Raw genomic sequence first — 16,342 nt, forward strand, 5'->3', positions numbered from 1 at the left:
CTCGACTGGTCTTGCCAGAACGCCTTCGCCAAAACAGGGCGGTGATCTTCCCTGCTGCCATGGTGGATGTTGGGTTTACAGAGGGAAAAATACAGCCCTCGGTGCCTCGCGTCCAGCGTCCGCGACCAGCGGCCAGCGGTGAAGCGCCGGCGGCAGCGCGCCGCCCGAGCGCTTTACGCGGTTTGAACTCGGAAATCAACCAACTATACTTAATCAGGGTCAGGGCCAAGGCGCAAACCTCCGACCATCGGCCAGGGTGCCCTGCGCTGACCTGGAAAGACGATATGACAATAACGAGATTTCAACCAACCCAAGGGCGACAATGTCGCGGAGGAGCAGAAGATGACGAAAGGAACAGTGAAGTGGTTTAACAACGCCAAGGGCTATGGCTTTGTCCAACCGGAGGATCGCGATGAGGATGTCTTCGTGCACTTCTCATCGATCAACATGGACGGCTACAAAACTCTGCGCGAGGGGCAGCGCGTCCAGTTCGAGCTTAGCCAGGGCCCCAAAGGCCTGCACGCCGCGGATGTGCAGCGCGACATCTGAAGCCGCGCATCAAACCTCAGCAAAACGCACGGATTCATGCGTGGGAGCATGAATCCGTGCCTATCAGGCGGGCTTTAGGCCGCATCGTCCATGTGGCCGATCACCGCCTCGCCAAAGGCCGAGCAGCTGAGCTTGGTCGCCCCGCTCATCAGCCGTTCGAGATCATAGGTGACCGTCTTGGCTTGAATGGCCCCCTCGACGCCACGGATGACGAGATCGGCCGCCTCGCTCCAGCCCAGATGCCGCAGCAGCATCTCACCCGAGAGCAACAGTGAGCTCGGATTGACCTGATCCTTGCCGGCATATTTGGGCGCGGTGCCATGAGTTGCCTCGAACATGGCGACCTGATCGGAGAGATTCGCGCCCGGGGCCATGCCGATACCACCGACCTGCGCCGCGAGAGCATCGGAGATATAGTCGCCGTTCAGGTTCAGGGTTGCGATCACGTCGTATTCCTTCGGGCGCAGCAGGATCTGCTGCAAAAAGGCGTCCGCAATCACATCCTTGATGATGATTTCCTCGCCAGTGCTGGGGTGCTTGAAGCTGCACCAGGGGCCGCCGTCTATCTCGGTGGCGCCGAACTCGCGCTTGGCCAGCTCATAGCCCCAGGTCTTGAACGCGCCTTCGGTGAACTTCATGATGTTGCCTTTGTGCACCAAGGTCACGGATCGGCGATTATTGTCGATCGCGTATTGGATCGCCTTGCGCACCAAGCGCTCGGTGCCCTCCTCCGACACCGGCTTGATGCCAATGCCTGAGGTGCCGGGGAAGCGAATCTTTTTCACCCCGAGCTCATCCTGGAGAAAGGCGATCAGGCGCTTTGCATCCGCCGAGCCTGCCGGCCACTCAATGCCCGCATAGATATCCTCCGAGTTCTCGCGGAAGATGACCATGTCGGTATGCTCCGGCTCGCGCAGCGGGCTTGGCGTCCCGGCGAAGTAACGCACCGGACGCTGACAGACGTACAGATCGAGCTCCTGGCGCAGGCTGACATTGAGCGAGCGAATGCCGCCGCCAACAGGCGTGGTGAGTGGCCCCTTGATAGAGACCACAAAGTCGCGCACCGCCTCAAACGTCTCCTCCGGCAGCCAGGCGTCAGCGCCATAGACCTGCGTCGCCTTCTCGCCCGCGAAAATTTCCATCCACGCCAGCTTGCGACTGTCACCATAGGCCTTGGCCACGGCGGCATCGAGCACCCGCCGCATCACCGGTGTGATATCCACACCGATACCATCGCCCTCGATGAACGGAATAATCGGCTGGTCCGGCACCGTGAGCCGGCCATCGCCAGCCACGGTGATCTTCTGCCCTGCTGTGGGCACCTGAATCTTTTGATAAGTCATACGCTTCTCGCCATCCAGATTGAAATCCCAAAAGCGCGCGCAGCATTAGCCAGGCGCGCTGCCAATCTCACCGCCGACCGCTTCAAAGCCAGTCAAGCTGCACCCGGCCAAAGTGTCCAACCCGAAAGGGCGCCAGCAGAAGTGGGCACTTTCCTTTCGCGGCTGGCAAGCATCCCCAAACATCCCCAGATCAGCAGGCATCGGCAGATCCGCACGGGCCGGCAGATCCGCACGCACCGGCAAATCATGGAGCGCCGGTTTGGCATCAGGCTCCGTCAGCCCAGGCCACGGGGTCGCCAGCGGATAACCCAAGCAACTGATCCGCGCGCCTTTGGTTGGCTGCGATTTCCACCAGACCGAAGGCATTGCGGTACCAGAAGGCGTCCCCCTGCCCGACCTCGCAAAAGGTGCGTGCTCCACTGAGCACTCGATTCGCGGCACGCAGGCGTGCCCGATCCGGTGCCAGGTCGGCATCCAAGCCGGTGATCAGGTTGCCATAGTGATCGACGTACAGAATTCGTCCCGTTTCGCGCTCGGCCGGGTAGCCGAGCATCTGTTTGGGCTCTATTCTCTGGCATGGTAACGGAAGCTGGCCGCGGGTCAAAGCCAGGGCGATGGGCATGAACAGATCACGCCCGTGAAAGCTGTCCGAGCAGTGCTCAGAACGCCAGTCGATGCGCCAAAGTTGCCTTTCGGCCTCAGGCTGGCGCTCGCCCTTCTGATACACCTCCTGATCTGCCGAGCCGCTTGGCGCGTCGCCGCCCATCAGGGGCGCGAGCAGTCCATTGTCCGGGCCGACAAACCAGTCCTGGCCGCGACGCAACGCCAGCGCAGCGCGCGCTCCGCCAACGCCAGGGTCGACCACGCACAGATAAAGCGCTCGCGCGGGCATGCCGCGGATCAGGGCCGGAATCAGCGCCGCCGCCAAGTCCGGGCGAAACGGCGGCAGGTCATCGAGCAGATTGACCATCGCCAGTCCGGGCGCCAGAGCGGCTGCCAACAGCTGTAACTGTCCGATATAGGGACCGGGACCGAAATCCGTAATCAGCGCAATACGCTCGGGTCTGGGCTCACCGCCTCGATCTAACGCGACGGTTGGCGGCGCCCATTGGGATGACATCACGGGAGCCATGTCACAAAAAAGCCGGGTCTGATGCCCGGCTTTTCGTTTCTTCTTTTTTGTCGATGACTGCTTCGATCGATAACTGTTTTGATCGATCTAAGCCGCCTCGGCCTGCGGCGCGATTTCCGCGTCGATGCCGTCGTCCTCAATCTGCGGCCGGTCCACCAGCTCCACATAGGCCATTGGAGCCGCATCGCCGGTGCGATAACCGCATTTGATGATGCGTAGGTAGCCACCAGGGCGGCTTTCATACCTCGGCCCGAGAACGGTAAACAGCTTGGCAACTATCTCCTTATCGCGCAGGCGGGCAAAAGCCAAACGCCGGGCGTGAACGGAGTCTTCTTTCCCCAAGGTGATCAGCGGCTCGGCCACGCGCCGCAGCTCCTTGGCCTTGGGCACGGTGGTCTTAATCAGTTCGTGACGGAACAGCGAGCTGGCCATGTTACGAAACATGGCCGTGCGATGGGCACTGGTCCGATTGAGCTTCCTTCCTGCTTTGCGGTGACGCATGGTCCAAACCTCGACGACTCGCTTTACTTAACCATTAATTCTTCGACATTGTCCGGCGGCCAGCGCTCAAGGCGCATGCCGAGCGACAGCCCGCGGGTGGCAAGAACATCCTTGATTTCAGTCAGGGACTTCTTGCCAAGATTGGGCGTCTTTAGCAGCTCCACCTCGGTGCGCTGGATCAGATCGCCAATCAGATAGATGTTTTCGGCCTTCAGACAGTTGGCCGAGCGCACTGTGAGCTCGAGCTCGTCGACCGGGCGCACCAGCATCGGGTCGATACCGACTTCTTCGGTGACTTCCTGATCGCTTTCGTCGCCAACGCCAGAGTCTTCAAGCTCCACGAAGAAAGACAACTGGTCGCGCAGGATCAGGGCCGCGCGCTCAATCGCTTCTTTCGGCTCAATGGTGCCATTGGTCTCGATGTCGATGACCAAACGATCAAGGTCGGTGCGCTGCTCGACACGCGCAGACTGGACTTCAATTGCAACGCGGGCAATGGGGCTGTATGACGCATCCAAGGGTAGCTTGCCGATCGGCCGATCTTCCCCACTCTCCATTTCGCGCACGCTTGCAGGCTCGTAGCCGCGACCGCGCCGCACCGTGAGCGTCATGCTGAGCTCGGTGTTGTCGGTCAGATGCGCGATCTCAAGCTCCGGGTTGGCCAGTTCCGCACCGTGATCAAGCGCGATATCCGCCGCCGTGACCGTGCCGGGACCCTTCTTGCTGAGCGTGAAAGTCGCCTCGTCACGACCTTGCAGCGAGAGGGCAAGCTGCTTGAGGTTAAGCAGAATCTCGAGGACATCTTCCTGCACCCCCTCAATGGTCGAATACTCGTGCAAAATCCCCTGAATCTCGACCTCTGTCACCGCGTAGCCGTCCATGGAAGACAGCAGGATACGCCGCAGCGCATTGCCAAGCGTATGGCCGAACCCACGTTCAAGCGGCTCAAGAGAAACTTTCGCGTGACGCCGGCTACCATCAACCGCATCGACGGTGACGATGCGCGGTTTCAGGAACCCACTGGCAACATCGGACATGAAATAGCCTCTTCGTCAGTGCGTTACTTTGAGTACAGCTCAACGATCAGGGATTCGTTGATATCAGCTGGCAAGTCCACACGTTCTGGAATACGTTTGAAAACTCCCTTGAGCCCCTTGGTGTCGACCTCGACCCAATCCGGGAAGCCCGCACCCTCAGCCAGGGCGACAGCACTCTGTACCCGCACCTGCTGTTTGGCCTTTTGGCGGATCTCAATTTCGTCCTCACTGCCGACCTGGAAGGAGGGAATATTGACCGGGTGGCCGTTCACCAGAACAGACTTATGGCTGACGAGCTGCCGTGCCTCGGCGCGCGTCGCACCAAACCCCATTCGGTAAACGACGTTGTCGAGACGTCGCTCGAGCAACTGCAACAGGTTCTCGCCGGTGGCACCCTTGATGCGAGCCGCGCTCTTGTAATAGTTGCGAAACTGCCGCTCCATCACGCCGTAGATCCGGCGGACCTTCTGCTTCTCGCGCAGCTGCAGTCCGTAGTCCGACAGGCGCCGGCGTCGATCCGCCGCTTGCCCGGGCATTTTCTCCAGGTTGCATTTCTGCTCCAGCGGACGCGCGCGACTCTTGAGACCGAGATCAGTCCCCTCTCGACGCGCCAGCTTACACGTTGGTCCGGTATACCTTGCCATGCTGCTACCCTACTCCTCAGACACGCCGCTTCTTGGGCGGACGACAGCCATTGTGCGGAATTGGCGTCACGTCGGTGATGCTGGTCACCTTGAAGCCCGCGCTATTGAGTGCCCGAACGGCGGATTCCCGCCCCGGGCCTGGTCCCTTGACATTGACATCAAGGTTTTTGACGCCAAACTCCTTGGCCACCTGCCCGGCACGACTGGCCGCAACCTGAGCCGCGAATGGCGTACTCTTGCGCGATCCGCGAAAGCCCGAGCCACCGGAGGTCGCCCAAGTTAAGGCATTACCCTGGCGGTCCGTGATGGTGATGATGGTGTTGTTGAAGGATGCGTGGACATGGGCAATCCCATCCGCAACCTGCTTCTTGACTTTCTTTTTGGTGCGTACCTGCTTGGCCATTGGCGTGCAATACTCGCGGTCTTCCGAACTTGAAAAAAAGTCGCTCTAGCTGCCAAACCTGTGTCAGTGATTCGCCCGGGTTAAGAGAACGAGCGGTAACAGAGGGTCGGCGAGCCGTCAGCGCGCGGCTTTGATAATGATCCTGTGGTGTCTGATGTCTCGCGGCCGATGTGGGCTAATAGAAGCGGCGACCGGGGTTCTTATCTGGTCGCTTGGTCTGGCCGCTTGTCTAGCAGGCATCGGTCATCCGCATCAGCGTTTGATCGGACGGCGTGGCCCCTTACGCGTACGCGCATTGGTCCGTGTCCGTTGCCCTCGCAGCGGGAGCCCGCGGCGGTGGCGAATGCCCCGGTTGCATCCCAGGTCCATCAATCGCTTGATGTTCATCGAGACTTCACGACGCAAGTCGCCCTCGACCGAATATTTTGCGACCTCGGTACGAAGACGATCGACTTCCTCTTCGGTCAGGCTCTGGATCTTGGTTTGCTCAGCAACCTTCGCAGCGGCGCAGATCTTCGACGACAAGGTCGGGCCAATGCCGTAAATCGACCTCAACGCGATGACCGCGTGCTTACGATCAGGAATGTTGACACCGGCAATACGGGCCATGGGCATTCAGCTCCTTACAAAAATCTCATGCCGCTTAGGCGTGGCGCGAACTGAAGTGCGCGCTGCTAGTCCTATCGGCGGTTCAAATCATCGATTATTCGCCGCTCAGCCGGAGCGGATTGGCTCCGGAGGGCGCAGGTGCGTTGGGCAAAACCTGCCAACGGCAAACGCACCAGTATACCAATATTTGCCGCTACGTCAACGGCATCAGCCAGACCAGGCTGGCTTTATCCTTGCCGCTGCTTGTGGCGCGGGTCCTTGCAGATGACGCGCACCGTACCGTTGCGCTTAATCAGCTTGCAATGGCGGCAAATCTTTTTCACCGAAGCACGCACTTTCATTGTCGTCTCCTGTTAATGTACTTTCTCAGCAATGCTTGGGCACGCCAATCCTTTGTGGCATTGCCACCTAGGCCGCATCAATGCGTTGAGCATTGCTGCTCTAAATGAAATTCACGCTCGAGCGCACGAATCGCGTCGGGCACTAGCGCATCAGGCCGCCGCCAGGTGCCTTTAGGTTTGCCTTCTTCATCAAACCTTCGTACTGGTGCGACATCAGATGCGCCTGCACCTGCGCCATGAAATCCATCACCACCACCACGACGATCAGCAGCGAGGTGCCGCCGAAATAAAAAGGCACGTTCCAACCAACGATCAGGAACTCGGGCAACAAACAGACCGCCGTAATGTAGAGTGCTCCAGCGGCTGTCAGGCGCGTCATCACGGTGTCGATGTAGCGCGCTGTCTGCTCGCCCGGGCGAATCCCCGGAATAAAGGCACCGGATCGCTTAAGATTGTCCGCCGTATCCTTGGCGTTGAACACCAGCGCGGTGTAGAAGAAGCAGAAGAAGATGATTGCGGACGCATAAAACAGTACATAGACCGGCTCACCTGGCGAGAGCTTGCTGGTAATGTCCGCAATCCAGCGGAAGTCCTCCGACTGACCAAACCACTGTCCGAGTGTCCCTGGGAACAAAATAATGCTCGAGGCGAAAATTGGCGGAATCACGCCGGCCATGTTGAGTTTGAGCGGCAGATGGGTGCTCTGCGCCGCCATCATCTTGCGCCCCTGCTGACGCCGGGCGTAATTGACCGTAATACGCCGTTGGCCGCGCTCGACAAAGACCACGAAGGCTGTTACCACCAACGCCAGCCCAAAGAGTGCTAACACTGCAAGCGCATTCATCTCCCCGGTGCGCACCAGCTCTAGCGTGCCACCAACCGCCGCCGGCAGACCCGCCACGATACCCGCAAAAATAATCAGCGAGATACCATTGCCGATACCGCGCTCGGTGATCTGCTCACCAAGCCACATCAAGAACATAGTCCCCGTTACCAGAGAAACGGCGGAGGTGAAGACAAAGCCAAAGCCCTGGGTCACCACAATGGCCGAGCCACCAGCGGTTTGCCCCTGCAGTGCCATCGAAATCCCGATGGCCTGGAAGCTTGCCAGCACCACGGTTCCATAGCGCGTGTATTGCGTTATCTTGCGCCGTCCGGCTTCACCCTCTTTTTTCAGCTGCTCCAACTGAGGAATCACCGCCGACATCAACTGCATGATGATGCTCGCCGAGATATAAGGCATGATGCCGAGCGCCAAGATACTCGCGCGTTCCAAGGCGCCGCCCGAAAACATGTTGAACATGTCCAGAATGGAGCCCTGGTTTTGATCAAACAGAACAGCCAAGGCCTCGGGATTGACGCCCGGCACCGGAATAAAGGTCCCGATGCGATACACCAGCAGCGCACCCAGCACGAACAGCAGGCGCTGGCGCAGCTCGGTGAGCCGCCCCATACCGCCAAGATTCTGCATCATTGATCCGCTGCTACGCGCCATGATCCGTGCCCGCTAAAATAAAACCCATCAGTCCTCGACCGAACCGCCGGCCGCCTCGATCGCGGCACGCGCGCCTTTGGTCACCGGCAGCCCTTTTAGACGCACCGCCTTGGTGATGTCGCCCGAGAGAACCACCTTGACCTGGCGAACCATGCGATTGATCAGCCCTGCCTCGCGCAGCGCGGCCAAATCGATGGTGTCAGCTGCGACCCGATTGAGCTCGCCGGTACGGATTTCATCGCTCTCGCGGCTCTTGCGCGAGCGAAAGCCAACCTTGGGCAAACGCCGCTGCAAGGGCATCTGACCGCCCTCGAAACCGAGCTTATGAAAGCCGCCCGAGCGGGACTTCTGCCCCTTGTGACCGCGACCGCAGGTCTTGCCATGACCGCTGCCAATCCCACGGCCGACACGCTTGGGCTGCGCCCTGCGGCTTGGCTGTAAGTCATTGAGATGCATTAGATTACCCCTCGACCAGCGCGACCATATAGTTGACTTTATTGAGCATACCCCGGGTAGCCGGCGTGTCTTCCACCTCAACCACCTGATGCATGCGGCGGATGCCCAAGCCGCGAACGCACGCCTGGTGCCGTTTCAGGCGCCCATGAATGCTGCGTACAAGCTTGACTTTCATTGTCTTTTTGGCCATGACTTACCCCAGAATCTCCTCGACCGTCTTGCCGCGCTTGGCCGCAACCGACTCGGCATCGGTCATTTCTTTCAGGCCCTGGATAGTCGCCTGCACGACATTGACCGGGTTGTTGCTGCCGATGCACTTGGCCAGAACGTTCTGAACGCCAAGCACCTCGAAGACTGCGCGCATGGCGCCGCCGGCGATGATGCCGGTACCTTCAGATGCCGGCTGCATGAACACATGGGCCGCGCCATGATGGCCAAGCATCGGATACTGCAAGGTTGAGCCCTTCAGCTTGATCTCTACCATGTTCTTGCGCGCGGATTCCATGGCTTTTTGAATCGCCACCGGCACCTCGCGCGCCTTGCCCGTGCCATAGCCAACGCGGCCCTTGCCGTCACCGACCACAGTGAGCGCGCCGAAGCCGAATACTCGGCCTCCCTTGACCACCTTCGCGACCCGGTTGACGGAAATCAGCTTCTCGAGAAGCTCTTCGCCTTCCGGCTTTTGGTTGTAGCTCGCCATCAGAAATACCTAAAACCTGTTTGCAAAAATGCTGTCGGCCAGTAACTGCTTGCTTGAAACTGTCTGCCAGAAAATGAGCCGGCCCCCAGGCGGGTGTGCCCCAACCTGGATCAGAACCTCAGCCCACCTTCGCGCGCGGCATCCGCCAGCGCCTTGACTCGGCCGTGGTACTTAAAACCGGAACGATCGAAAGCGACCTGCTCCACCCCAGCGGCCTTGGCGCGCTCGGCAATCAGTTCACCGACACGGGCAGCTGCCTTGGCATTACCGGAGTAACCCTCGGCACCCTCGCGCAAGGTTTTTTCGAGCGTTGACGCGCTTGCCACCACCTTGCCACCCGCCGGGTCGATGACCTGGGCATACATGTGGCGGGGCGAGCGATGAACGCACAACCGGTAGGCACGCAGTTCGCGAATCTTGGCGCGGGCACGCATTGCCCGACGCAGACGTGACTGTTTCTTATCCATCTTATCTAGCTTCCCCGGGGCCGTCCCTATTTCTTCTTCGCTTCTTTGCGCAGCACGTCTTCATCGGCATAGCGCACACCCTTACCCTTGTAGGGTTCTGGCGGACGATAGCGACGAATCTTTGCCGCGACCTGGCCAACCTGCTGCTTGTCGGCACCACGCACGATGATCTCGGTCGGCGATGGAGTTTCGATCTCGATGCCCTGAGGCACCGGATAATCGACCGGGTGGGAGAACCCCAGCGCGAGGTTGAGCGTTTTACCTTTCGCCTGCGCCCGGTAGCCAACCCCAACCAGCGCCAGACGCCGTTCGAAGCCGCTACTGACACCGACGACCATATTGTTGATCAAGGCCCGTGTGGTGCCGGCAAGCGCCCAAGCCTTTTTGTCGTCGGCCGTCGGCTGGGTGCGCACCTGCCCGTCGGCCAGTTCGACACTGACCAGCGGATGGACATCCCAGCTCAGGGTGCCTTTGCTGCCTTTGACCGTCACCGACTGGCCCTTGATGTCAACATTGACACCGGATGGCAGGGTAACGGGCCATTTTGCAATTCGAGACATGTATCCGATCCTCTCTATACCTGACCTTCTTAACCGACCTGCTTCGCCGTCTCAAGATCTTTTCTTACTCAAGAGCTTGTCTTGAGAGCGCGCCAAAGGGTCAGGCAACTAACGCAAGCACTTCACCGCCATGGCCGGCCGTGCGCGCCGCCCGATCGGTCATCAGACCCTTGGAGGTGGAAATAATGGCGATACCGAGTCCACCGCGCACCTTCGGGAGATCGTCCTTGCCACGATAAATGCGCAGTCCCGGCCGGGACACCCGTTTAATGAGCTCGATGACCGGCTTACCGCGGAAGTACTTGAGCTTGAGCTCAAGCTCGCGGTGAGCACCTTCACCAGCCACCGAATGCTGGCTAATGTAGCCTTCGTCTTGCAGAAGGGATGCGATGGCAACGCGCTGCTTTGACGCCGGCATGGTGATTGTCACCTTGCCACGCATCTGGCCATTGCGAATACGCGTCAGCATATCCGCGATCGGATCAGACATACTCATGAACAACTCCGTGGGTCAGTCCACCCCGCCCTCTCCAAAGATGGCAAGCAGCATTTGGTGCGATACCCGGTTCTGCCCGCAAACGCAGGCTTTGGGTCTACTAACAATCAGCCAGTTAATGATTAACCGGCGAAATACTTTGCCGCAACAACTGAAGCGGCTGCGGTTACCAGCTTGCTTTGACGACTCCGGGAACATCCCCGCGCATCACGGCCTCGCGCAACTTGTTGCGCCCGAGCCCAAACTTACGATACACCGAATGCGGCCTCCCACTGATGCGGCAACGCCGTTGCTGGCGGGTTGGGCTCGCGTCGCGCGGCAGCTTCTGCAACGCCATCAATGCCGCATCGACTTCTTCAGGATCAGCGCTGCGATTATTGATGATTGCCTTGAGCGCATCCCGCTTGGCAGCATACCGCACTGCGATACGCGTGCGCTTGCGGTCGCGCTCGATCATGCTCTTCTTCGCCATAATGTCACTCTCTCAGATCCAGCCACCGTTTCAGATCCAGTCACCCTTGGCTTATGAACGGAACGGGAACTTAAAGGCCTCAAGCAACGCCCGCCCTTCCTCGTCATTCTTCGCCGTGGTGGTGATCACGATATCGAGGCCACGCAGGGCATCGATTTTGTCGTAATCAATCTCCGGAAAAATAATCTGCTCGCGCACGCCTAACGAAAAGTTCCCGCGCCCGTCGAACGCCTTCGGGCTCAGACCGCGGAAATCGCGAATACGCGGGATCGCGATGTTGATCAGGCGATCAAGGAACTCGTACATGCGCTCGCGTCGCAGCGTCACCTTGCACCCAACCGGCCAGCCCTCGCGAATTTTGAACCCAGCGACGGACTTGCGCGCATTTCTGACGACCGGTTTTTGCGCTGCAATGCGGGTCATATCGGAGACAGCGAAGTCCATGACCTTCTTGTCCGTGACAGCCTCGCCCACACCCATGTTGAGCGTGATTTTTTCGATTCGCGGCACCTGCATCACGCTCTTGAATTGAAAGCGTTGCTGCAGCTCACCGACGAGTTGCTCTTTATAGAGCTGTTGTAACCTAGCCATTGTGCTGAACCTGCTCCGATATCGACCTCGGGTACCGATGCCAAACTTAGCTTCCAAGCATCGACGCCCCGACTGGGCGATGACATTATCTGGCGACGATTTTCTTGGGCGATGACTTTACTTAGGGATGACGCGAATGGGCGACAACGTAATTGTGCGCTCAAACATCGACGACTTCGCCGTCGGACTTGAACACCCGCACTTTGCGGCCGTCCTCGAGCACCTTGAAACCAATCCGGTCGGCCCCGCCCTTGGCCGGATTAAACAACCCGACATTCGAGACATGCAGCGGCATCTCCTTGTCGACGATACCCCCCTCAATGCCGCGCTGCGGATTTCCGCGTTGGTGCTTTTTTGCCATGTTGATATTTTCAACCACCACATGGCCGTCATCGGGAATGCCTAGCACGGTTCCGCGCTTACCGCGGTCCTTGCCGGCGAGCACGATGACGTCGTCTCCTGTCTTGATCTTGCGCATAACTCGTTTCCAATTCGCTAAAGCGGCTATCGCCCTCACCGGCGCCAGAATCGGGCATCTCCGTATCCGAGAAGATCGGATCGGGAGCTCCGGAATCAGGCCTTCCGGGGCTGGGCACCTTAAGTCGAGATCAAACCACCTCGGGTGCGAGCGAAATAATCTTCATGAAGCGGTCACCGCGCAGTTCGCGCGTCACCGGTCCAAAAATGCGGGTTCCGATCGGCTGCAGTTGGTTATTCAGTAGCACAGCGGCATTGCCGTCGAAGCGGATCAGCGAGCCGTCGCCGCGACGTACGCCCTTGCGGGTGCGCACCACAACCGCGTTGAACACGTCACCTTTCTTGACCTTGCCCCGCGGAATGGCATCCTTGACCGTCACCTTGATGACATCTCCGATCCCGGCATAGCGACGATGCGAGCCGCCGAGCACCTTGATGCACTGCACCTCACGCGCCCCGCTGTTATCGGCGACGCTTAACCGAGTTTGCATCTGAATCATCTTCTTATTCCCTACCGATTATGTGTGCTCGATCAACGATCGTATCTGCTCGGGTTTACTCTGTACGTTCTCAAGTCGCGAAAGCCTCAGCGCGCACGCTCGAGAATCTCGACCAGGCGCCAGCTCTTGGTTTTCGACAGCGGACGGCACAACTCGACCCGGACCCAGTCGCCAACGTTGCACTGGTTGTCCTCGTCGTGCGCATGTAGTTTCGTCGAGCGGCGGAGAAACTTGCCGTAGAGCGGGTGCTTGACGCGACGTTCAATCATCACGGTGATGGTCTTCTGCATCGCCGTGCTGAGCACGCGCCCAGTGACGGTACGGTTGCTCGCCGTCTCGTTTTCCGCCGGCTGGATGTTAGTCTCGTCGCTCATTTGGAAGATCCTGCTGCCGCTGATTCAGAACTGGCCCCCTTGCTGGCGGTCACCTTGCTGGCAACATGCCCTGGCGCCATCTCAGTCATTACTGTTTTCACACGGGCAATGTCGCGCCGTACTTCGCGCATCCGCGATGGCCGCGACAGCTGACCCGAGCCCTGCTGCATGCGCAGGTTAAACTCTTCCTTGCGCAGGTCGAGCAACTGCCGTTGCAGCTCGTCAGCCGAATGCTGTCGGAGTTCGTTCGCCTTCATCTTTAGAGCACCGTGCGTTTTTCAAATCTGGTCTGGACCGGCAACTTAGCCGCCGCAAGATGGAAGGCTTCCCGCGCCAATTCCTCGGGCACGCCTTCGATTTCATAGAGCATGCGACCGGGCTGGATCAGCGCCACCCAGTATTCGACATTACCCTTGCCTTTACCCATGCGGACTTCAAGCGGTTTTTTGGAAATCGGCTTGTCCGGAAAAACCCGAATCCACAGCTTGCCGCCGCGCTTGACCCGGCGGGTGATCGCGCGACGTGCCGATTCAATCTGACGTGCTGTCAGCCTGCCACGACCCACGGCTTTGAGCCCGAAGTCGCCGAAGCTGACCTCATTTCCACTCTGGGCCAGCCCGCGATTGCGGCCCTTATGTTGTTTTCTGAATTTGGTCCGTTTCGGTTGCAGCATGGCTCAGCCCTTCTTCGCCCGCGAGCGCTTTTCCGGTTGTGGCTCCTCACTGCGGTCACCAAAGACCTCCCCCCGGAAAATCCAGGTCTTCACACCCAGAATGCCATAGGTTGTCTTAGCTTCCGCGAAGCCGTAGTCGATATCGGCTCTGAGGGTATGCAAAGGAACTCGCCCTTCGCGATACCATTCAGAGCGAGCAATTTCCGCGCCGTTTAGTCGACCGGCGATGTTCACCCGAATCCCCTGGGCACCGACGCGCATCGAGTTCTGCACAGCGCGTTTCATCGCGCGGCGGAACATGATGCGTCGTTCGAGCTGCTGGGCGATGCCCTCGGCCACCAGTTGGGCGTCGAGTTCCGGCTTGCGGATTTCCTCGATGCTGATGTGCACCGGAATTCCCATCATGGCCGCCACTTCGCCGCGCAGTTTGTCGATGTCCTCGCCTTTCTTGCCGATCACGACCCCAGGGCGCGCGGTATGCACCGTAATATGCGCGTTCTTGGCTGGTCGGTCGATCTGAATGCGGCTAACCGACGCATTGGCCAGACGCTTTTTCAGGTACGCTCGCACCTCAAGGTCTTTGTTCAGCAGATCGGGATAATCCTTTGAGCTGGCATACCATTTGGAAGTCCAATCCTTGACAATGCCGAGGCGGATTCCGATCGGGTGTACTTTTTGTCCCATATTTGGCCTCTGTAAGACCGACGCCCACTTAGCTGGGGCCGGCCGCAAAAAACATTCGATGCGCCAGTTCGATGCCGTGTTTCTATGCCGTGACTCAATGCGCCGATGCGCGACTTAGCGGGCCGAGCCCTCGGCCACGGTCAGCGTGATATGGCTCGTTCGCTTCAGGATTCGCGATGCACGGCCTTTCGCCCGCGCGCGAATCCGCTTCATGGTTGGGCCTTCATTGACCTGAATCGCCGCAACCCGCAGTTCGTCGATATCGGCACCGGCGTTGTTCTCCGCATTGGCGATGGCCGACTCGAGCAGCTTTCTGATCATGACCGCGCCTTTCTTGGTACTGAAAGCGAGATCGTTCAGTGCCGTTTCAACGTGCTGGCCCCTGATCTGATCCGCCACCAGACGGGCTTTCTGCGCCGAGATCCGGGCGAATTTCAAGGTTGCTTCCGCTTGCATGATGGCTCCGACTCAATGTTGATTCGGCGAATCGTTTGTTATCGTAATGTCTGAACGACGGCCGTCCGGTTCAGAACGGCCGTTGCAATAATCCTGGTGCTGGTCAAGCAGGGTTCTGGCCAAGCTGGGCGCTGGATAAGCTAGCGCTTCTTGGCCTTGCGATCCGCTGCATGACCGCGAAAGGTGCGGGTCAGCGCGAACTCGCCAAGCTTATGACCGATCATGTTCTCGTTGATCAACACCGGAACATGCTGCTTACCGTTGTAGACAGCGATGGTCAGACCGACCATTTCCGGCAACACCATTGACCGCCGTGACCAGGTCTTAATGGGGCGCTTGCTGTTCTGCGCGACCGCAGCTTCGACCTTTTTGGCCAGGTGCTGGTCGATGAAAGGGCCTTTTCGTACTGAACGTGGCACTTCTCTAAATCCTCGTGTTCCGTAATCGCTGGTAGGCGCTTATTGGCGCATCTGCCGCTTAGGCAGTGGCGCCGACATCAAAGCCCCAAGGTCTGGGTATGCTGCGTCCGTGCGCCCTACTTCTGCCGGCGACGACGCAGAATCATGCCGTCGGTGCGCTTGTTGCGCCGGGTCTTGTGTCCCTTAGTCGGCACGCCCCATGGCGATACCGGATGACGACCGCCCGAGGTGCGGCCCTCGCCGCCGCCGTGCGGGTGATCGACCGGATTCATTACAACGCCGCGGACTGTCGGGCGAACCCCGCGCCAGCGTGTTGCACCGGCTTTACCGAGCTTGCGCAGGCTGTGCTCGCCGTTGCCGACGCTGCCAATGACAGCGCGACAGTCGGAATGCACCCGTCGCATCTCGCCAGAGCGAAGCCGCAGGGTGGCATAGCTACCCTCCCGCGCCACCAGCTGTACCGAAGCACCTGCTGCACGCGCCATTTGCGCACCCTTGCCAGGGCGAAGCTCAATGCAATGCACTTCGGTACCAACCGGCATGTTCCGCAACGGCATACAATTGCCGACACTGATCGGCGCCGTCTCTGAGGCGATCACTTTCTGACCCGCCTTCAGGCCTTTTGGCGCGATCATGTAAGCCCAATCTCCGTCGGCGTACTTCAACAACGCCAGATGAGCGCTGCGGTTCGGGTCGTATTCGAGACGATCCACAACCGCTGGCACGTCGAGCTTACGGCGCTTGAAATCGACAACCCGATAGCGCTGCTTATGACCGCCGCCACGGTGACGCACGCTGATGCGTCCCGCATTATTGCGCCCGCCCGACTTGGTCTTCTTCTCAAGCAGGGGACCAAAGGGCTCGCCCTTATGCAGATCAGGTGGCACGACCTTAACGACGAAGCGTCGACCCGGCGATGTTGGGTTGGTTTTTACGATAGCCATTATCAGTCTCTTGCGATGC

General features: G+C 59.2%; 26 protein-coding genes and 1 pseudogene. 1 reads left to right on the forward strand and 26 read right to left on the reverse strand.

What is annotated here, in order from left to right; translation table 11 throughout:
- Positions 1-342: 342 nt before the first annotated feature.
- Positions 343-549: a cold-shock protein gene (locus tag Thiosp_RS16730; protein WP_201064727.1), complete on the forward strand. Its 207-nt coding sequence runs from the start codon at positions 343-345 to the stop codon at positions 547-549.
- 74 nt (positions 550-623) lie between these two features.
- Here Thiosp_RS16730 and icd read toward each other — a convergent pair whose 3' ends face one another.
- The 26 genes and pseudogenes from icd to rplB all read right to left on the reverse strand — a co-directional run bounded on the left by icd (position 624) and on the right by rplB (position 16,323).
- Positions 624-1,892: an NADP-dependent isocitrate dehydrogenase gene (icd, locus tag Thiosp_RS16735; RefSeq protein WP_201064724.1), complete on the reverse strand. Its 1,269-nt coding sequence runs from the start codon at positions 1,890-1,892 to the stop codon at positions 624-626.
- Between the two features lie 265 nt (positions 1,893-2,157).
- Positions 2,158-2,892, reverse strand: coding sequence for an SAM hydrolase/SAM-dependent halogenase family protein (locus Thiosp_RS16740; protein ID WP_323696563.1), 735 nt, complete (start codon positions 2,890-2,892; stop codon positions 2,158-2,160).
- A gap of 219 nt (positions 2,893-3,111) precedes the next feature.
- Positions 3,112-3,525: a 50S ribosomal protein L17 gene (gene rplQ / locus Thiosp_RS16745; protein WP_201064717.1), complete on the reverse strand. Its 414-nt coding sequence runs from the start codon at positions 3,523-3,525 to the stop codon at positions 3,112-3,114.
- A gap of 23 nt (positions 3,526-3,548) precedes the next feature.
- Positions 3,549-4,562, reverse strand: coding sequence for a DNA-directed RNA polymerase subunit alpha (locus tag Thiosp_RS16750; RefSeq protein ID WP_201064714.1), 1,014 nt, complete (start codon positions 4,560-4,562; stop codon positions 3,549-3,551).
- A gap of 23 nt (positions 4,563-4,585) precedes the next feature.
- A complete protein-coding gene (rpsD, locus tag Thiosp_RS16755) occupies positions 4,586-5,206 on the reverse strand; it encodes a 30S ribosomal protein S4 (protein WP_201064712.1) in 621 nt (206 codons plus the stop codon).
- A 16-nt stretch (positions 5,207-5,222) separates the two neighbouring features.
- On the reverse strand, positions 5,223-5,609 hold the full coding sequence (gene rpsK, locus Thiosp_RS16760) for a 30S ribosomal protein S11 (protein ID WP_201064698.1): 387 nt from the start codon (positions 5,607-5,609) through the stop codon (positions 5,223-5,225).
- A gap of 252 nt (positions 5,610-5,861) precedes the next feature.
- A complete protein-coding gene (rpsM, locus tag Thiosp_RS16765; RefSeq protein ID WP_201064689.1) occupies positions 5,862-6,218 on the reverse strand; it encodes a 30S ribosomal protein S13 in 357 nt (118 codons plus the stop codon).
- Between the two features lie 227 nt (positions 6,219-6,445).
- Positions 6,446-6,559 (reverse strand): 50S ribosomal protein L36, encoded by a 114-nt coding sequence (rpmJ, locus tag Thiosp_RS16770; protein WP_201064684.1) that lies wholly within the window; start codon positions 6,557-6,559, stop codon positions 6,446-6,448.
- Positions 6,560-6,701: 142 nt separating this feature from the next.
- The gene (gene secY / locus Thiosp_RS16775; protein WP_201064681.1) at positions 6,702-8,054 is read right to left on the reverse strand and encodes a preprotein translocase subunit SecY; all 1,353 of its coding nucleotides are present in this window, start codon (positions 8,052-8,054) and stop codon (positions 6,702-6,704) included.
- Positions 8,055-8,081: 27 nt separating this feature from the next.
- The gene (rplO, locus tag Thiosp_RS16780; protein ID WP_201064678.1) at positions 8,082-8,510 is read right to left on the reverse strand and encodes a 50S ribosomal protein L15; all 429 of its coding nucleotides are present in this window, start codon (positions 8,508-8,510) and stop codon (positions 8,082-8,084) included.
- A 4-nt stretch (positions 8,511-8,514) separates the two neighbouring features.
- Positions 8,515-8,700: a 50S ribosomal protein L30 gene (gene rpmD / locus Thiosp_RS16785; protein WP_201064673.1), complete on the reverse strand. Its 186-nt coding sequence runs from the start codon at positions 8,698-8,700 to the stop codon at positions 8,515-8,517.
- A gap of 3 nt (positions 8,701-8,703) precedes the next feature.
- Positions 8,704-9,210, reverse strand: coding sequence for a 30S ribosomal protein S5 (gene rpsE / locus Thiosp_RS16790; RefSeq protein ID WP_201064669.1), 507 nt, complete (start codon positions 9,208-9,210; stop codon positions 8,704-8,706).
- Positions 9,211-9,320: 110 nt separating this feature from the next.
- Positions 9,321-9,677 (reverse strand): 50S ribosomal protein L18, encoded by a 357-nt coding sequence (gene rplR / locus Thiosp_RS16795; RefSeq protein WP_201064666.1) that lies wholly within the window; start codon positions 9,675-9,677, stop codon positions 9,321-9,323.
- Positions 9,678-9,703: 26 nt separating this feature from the next.
- Positions 9,704-10,237, reverse strand: coding sequence for a 50S ribosomal protein L6 (rplF, locus tag Thiosp_RS16800; RefSeq protein WP_201064663.1), 534 nt, complete (start codon positions 10,235-10,237; stop codon positions 9,704-9,706).
- A gap of 100 nt (positions 10,238-10,337) precedes the next feature.
- Positions 10,338-10,733 carry a 30S ribosomal protein S8 gene (rpsH, locus tag Thiosp_RS16805; RefSeq protein ID WP_201064660.1) on the reverse strand — a complete coding sequence of 132 codons (396 nt, stop codon included), beginning with the start codon at positions 10,731-10,733 and terminating at the stop codon, positions 10,338-10,340.
- Between the two features lie 166 nt (positions 10,734-10,899).
- Positions 10,900-11,205 carry a 30S ribosomal protein S14 gene (gene rpsN / locus Thiosp_RS16810; protein WP_201064657.1) on the reverse strand — a complete coding sequence of 102 codons (306 nt, stop codon included), beginning with the start codon at positions 11,203-11,205 and terminating at the stop codon, positions 10,900-10,902.
- Between the two features lie 51 nt (positions 11,206-11,256).
- Positions 11,257-11,796 carry a 50S ribosomal protein L5 gene (rplE, locus tag Thiosp_RS16815; protein WP_201064646.1) on the reverse strand — a complete coding sequence of 180 codons (540 nt, stop codon included), beginning with the start codon at positions 11,794-11,796 and terminating at the stop codon, positions 11,257-11,259.
- Between the two features lie 160 nt (positions 11,797-11,956).
- Positions 11,957-12,274, reverse strand: coding sequence for a 50S ribosomal protein L24 (rplX, locus tag Thiosp_RS16820; protein WP_201064643.1), 318 nt, complete (start codon positions 12,272-12,274; stop codon positions 11,957-11,959).
- 130 nt (positions 12,275-12,404) lie between these two features.
- Positions 12,405-12,773, reverse strand: a complete 369-nt coding sequence (gene rplN, locus Thiosp_RS16825) for a 50S ribosomal protein L14 (protein WP_201064640.1) — start codon at positions 12,771-12,773, stop codon at positions 12,405-12,407.
- 86 nt (positions 12,774-12,859) lie between these two features.
- On the reverse strand, positions 12,860-13,147 hold the full coding sequence (gene rpsQ / locus Thiosp_RS16830) for a 30S ribosomal protein S17 (RefSeq protein WP_201064637.1): 288 nt from the start codon (positions 13,145-13,147) through the stop codon (positions 12,860-12,862).
- Between the two features lie 68 nt (positions 13,148-13,215).
- Positions 13,216-13,404 (reverse strand): annotated as a pseudogene (gene rpmC, locus Thiosp_RS16835) (50S ribosomal protein L29); the annotation flags it as partial.
- A gap of 2 nt (positions 13,405-13,406) precedes the next feature.
- Positions 13,407-13,820, reverse strand: a complete 414-nt coding sequence (gene rplP / locus Thiosp_RS16840; RefSeq protein ID WP_201064631.1) for a 50S ribosomal protein L16 — start codon at positions 13,818-13,820, stop codon at positions 13,407-13,409.
- Between the two features lie 3 nt (positions 13,821-13,823).
- Positions 13,824-14,504 carry a 30S ribosomal protein S3 gene (gene rpsC / locus Thiosp_RS16845; RefSeq protein WP_201064775.1) on the reverse strand — a complete coding sequence of 227 codons (681 nt, stop codon included), beginning with the start codon at positions 14,502-14,504 and terminating at the stop codon, positions 13,824-13,826.
- A 114-nt stretch (positions 14,505-14,618) separates the two neighbouring features.
- Positions 14,619-14,960, reverse strand: coding sequence for a 50S ribosomal protein L22 (rplV, locus tag Thiosp_RS16850; protein ID WP_201064628.1), 342 nt, complete (start codon positions 14,958-14,960; stop codon positions 14,619-14,621).
- A 140-nt stretch (positions 14,961-15,100) separates the two neighbouring features.
- On the reverse strand, positions 15,101-15,379 hold the full coding sequence (rpsS, locus tag Thiosp_RS16855; RefSeq protein ID WP_201064619.1) for a 30S ribosomal protein S19: 279 nt from the start codon (positions 15,377-15,379) through the stop codon (positions 15,101-15,103).
- 116 nt (positions 15,380-15,495) lie between these two features.
- Positions 15,496-16,323, reverse strand: coding sequence for a 50S ribosomal protein L2 (rplB, locus tag Thiosp_RS16860; RefSeq protein ID WP_201064617.1), 828 nt, complete (start codon positions 16,321-16,323; stop codon positions 15,496-15,498).
- Positions 16,324-16,342 lie beyond the last annotated feature (19 nt).

The sequence above is a fragment of the Thiorhodovibrio litoralis genome (assembly GCF_033954455.1).
Classification (GTDB): Bacteria; Pseudomonadota; Gammaproteobacteria; order Chromatiales; family Chromatiaceae; genus Thiorhodovibrio; species Thiorhodovibrio litoralis.

Excerpts from the sequence above, each read along its gene's own strand:
- Thiosp_RS16730 (WP_201064727.1), top strand. The coding sequence starts at position 343 with ATGACGAAAGGAACAGTGAAGTGGTTTAACAACGCCAAGGGCTATGGC.
- icd (WP_201064724.1), bottom strand. The coding sequence starts at position 1,892 with ATGACTTATCAAAAGATTCAGGTGCCCACAGCAGGGCAGAAGATCACC.
- rplQ (WP_201064717.1), bottom strand. The coding sequence starts at position 3,525 with ATGCGTCACCGCAAAGCAGGAAGGAAGCTCAATCGGACCAGTGCCCAT.
- Thiosp_RS16750 (WP_201064714.1), bottom strand. The coding sequence starts at position 4,562 with ATGTCCGATGTTGCCAGTGGGTTCCTGAAACCGCGCATCGTCACCGTC.
- rpsD (WP_201064712.1), bottom strand. The coding sequence starts at position 5,206 with ATGGCAAGGTATACCGGACCAACGTGTAAGCTGGCGCGTCGAGAGGGG.
- rpsK (WP_201064698.1), bottom strand. The coding sequence starts at position 5,609 with ATGGCCAAGCAGGTACGCACCAAAAAGAAAGTCAAGAAGCAGGTTGCG.
- rpsM (WP_201064689.1), bottom strand. The coding sequence starts at position 6,218 with ATGGCCCGTATTGCCGGTGTCAACATTCCTGATCGTAAGCACGCGGTC.
- rpmJ (WP_201064684.1), bottom strand. The coding sequence starts at position 6,559 with ATGAAAGTGCGTGCTTCGGTGAAAAAGATTTGCCGCCATTGCAAGCTG.
- secY (WP_201064681.1), bottom strand. The coding sequence starts at position 8,054 with ATGGCGCGTAGCAGCGGATCAATGATGCAGAATCTTGGCGGTATGGGG.
- rplO (WP_201064678.1), bottom strand. The coding sequence starts at position 8,510 with ATGCATCTCAATGACTTACAGCCAAGCCGCAGGGCGCAGCCCAAGCGT.
- rpmD (WP_201064673.1), bottom strand. The coding sequence starts at position 8,700 with ATGGCCAAAAAGACAATGAAAGTCAAGCTTGTACGCAGCATTCATGGG.
- rpsE (WP_201064669.1), bottom strand. The coding sequence starts at position 9,210 with ATGGCGAGCTACAACCAAAAGCCGGAAGGCGAAGAGCTTCTCGAGAAG.
- rplR (WP_201064666.1), bottom strand. The coding sequence starts at position 9,677 with ATGGATAAGAAACAGTCACGTCTGCGTCGGGCAATGCGTGCCCGCGCC.
- rplF (WP_201064663.1), bottom strand. The coding sequence starts at position 10,237 with ATGTCTCGAATTGCAAAATGGCCCGTTACCCTGCCATCCGGTGTCAAT.
- rpsH (WP_201064660.1), bottom strand. The coding sequence starts at position 10,733 with ATGAGTATGTCTGATCCGATCGCGGATATGCTGACGCGTATTCGCAAT.
- rpsN (WP_201064657.1), bottom strand. The coding sequence starts at position 11,205 with ATGGCGAAGAAGAGCATGATCGAGCGCGACCGCAAGCGCACGCGTATC.
- rplE (WP_201064646.1), bottom strand. The coding sequence starts at position 11,796 with ATGGCTAGGTTACAACAGCTCTATAAAGAGCAACTCGTCGGTGAGCTG.
- rplX (WP_201064643.1), bottom strand. The coding sequence starts at position 12,274 with ATGCGCAAGATCAAGACAGGAGACGACGTCATCGTGCTCGCCGGCAAG.
- rplN (WP_201064640.1), bottom strand. The coding sequence starts at position 12,773 with ATGATTCAGATGCAAACTCGGTTAAGCGTCGCCGATAACAGCGGGGCG.
- rpsQ (WP_201064637.1), bottom strand. The coding sequence starts at position 13,147 with ATGAGCGACGAGACTAACATCCAGCCGGCGGAAAACGAGACGGCGAGC.
- rplP (WP_201064631.1), bottom strand. The coding sequence starts at position 13,820 with ATGCTGCAACCGAAACGGACCAAATTCAGAAAACAACATAAGGGCCGC.
- rpsC (WP_201064775.1), bottom strand. The coding sequence starts at position 14,504 with ATGGGACAAAAAGTACACCCGATCGGAATCCGCCTCGGCATTGTCAAG.
- rplV (WP_201064628.1), bottom strand. The coding sequence starts at position 14,960 with ATGCAAGCGGAAGCAACCTTGAAATTCGCCCGGATCTCGGCGCAGAAA.
- rplB (WP_201064617.1), bottom strand. The coding sequence starts at position 16,323 with ATGGCTATCGTAAAAACCAACCCAACATCGCCGGGTCGACGCTTCGTC.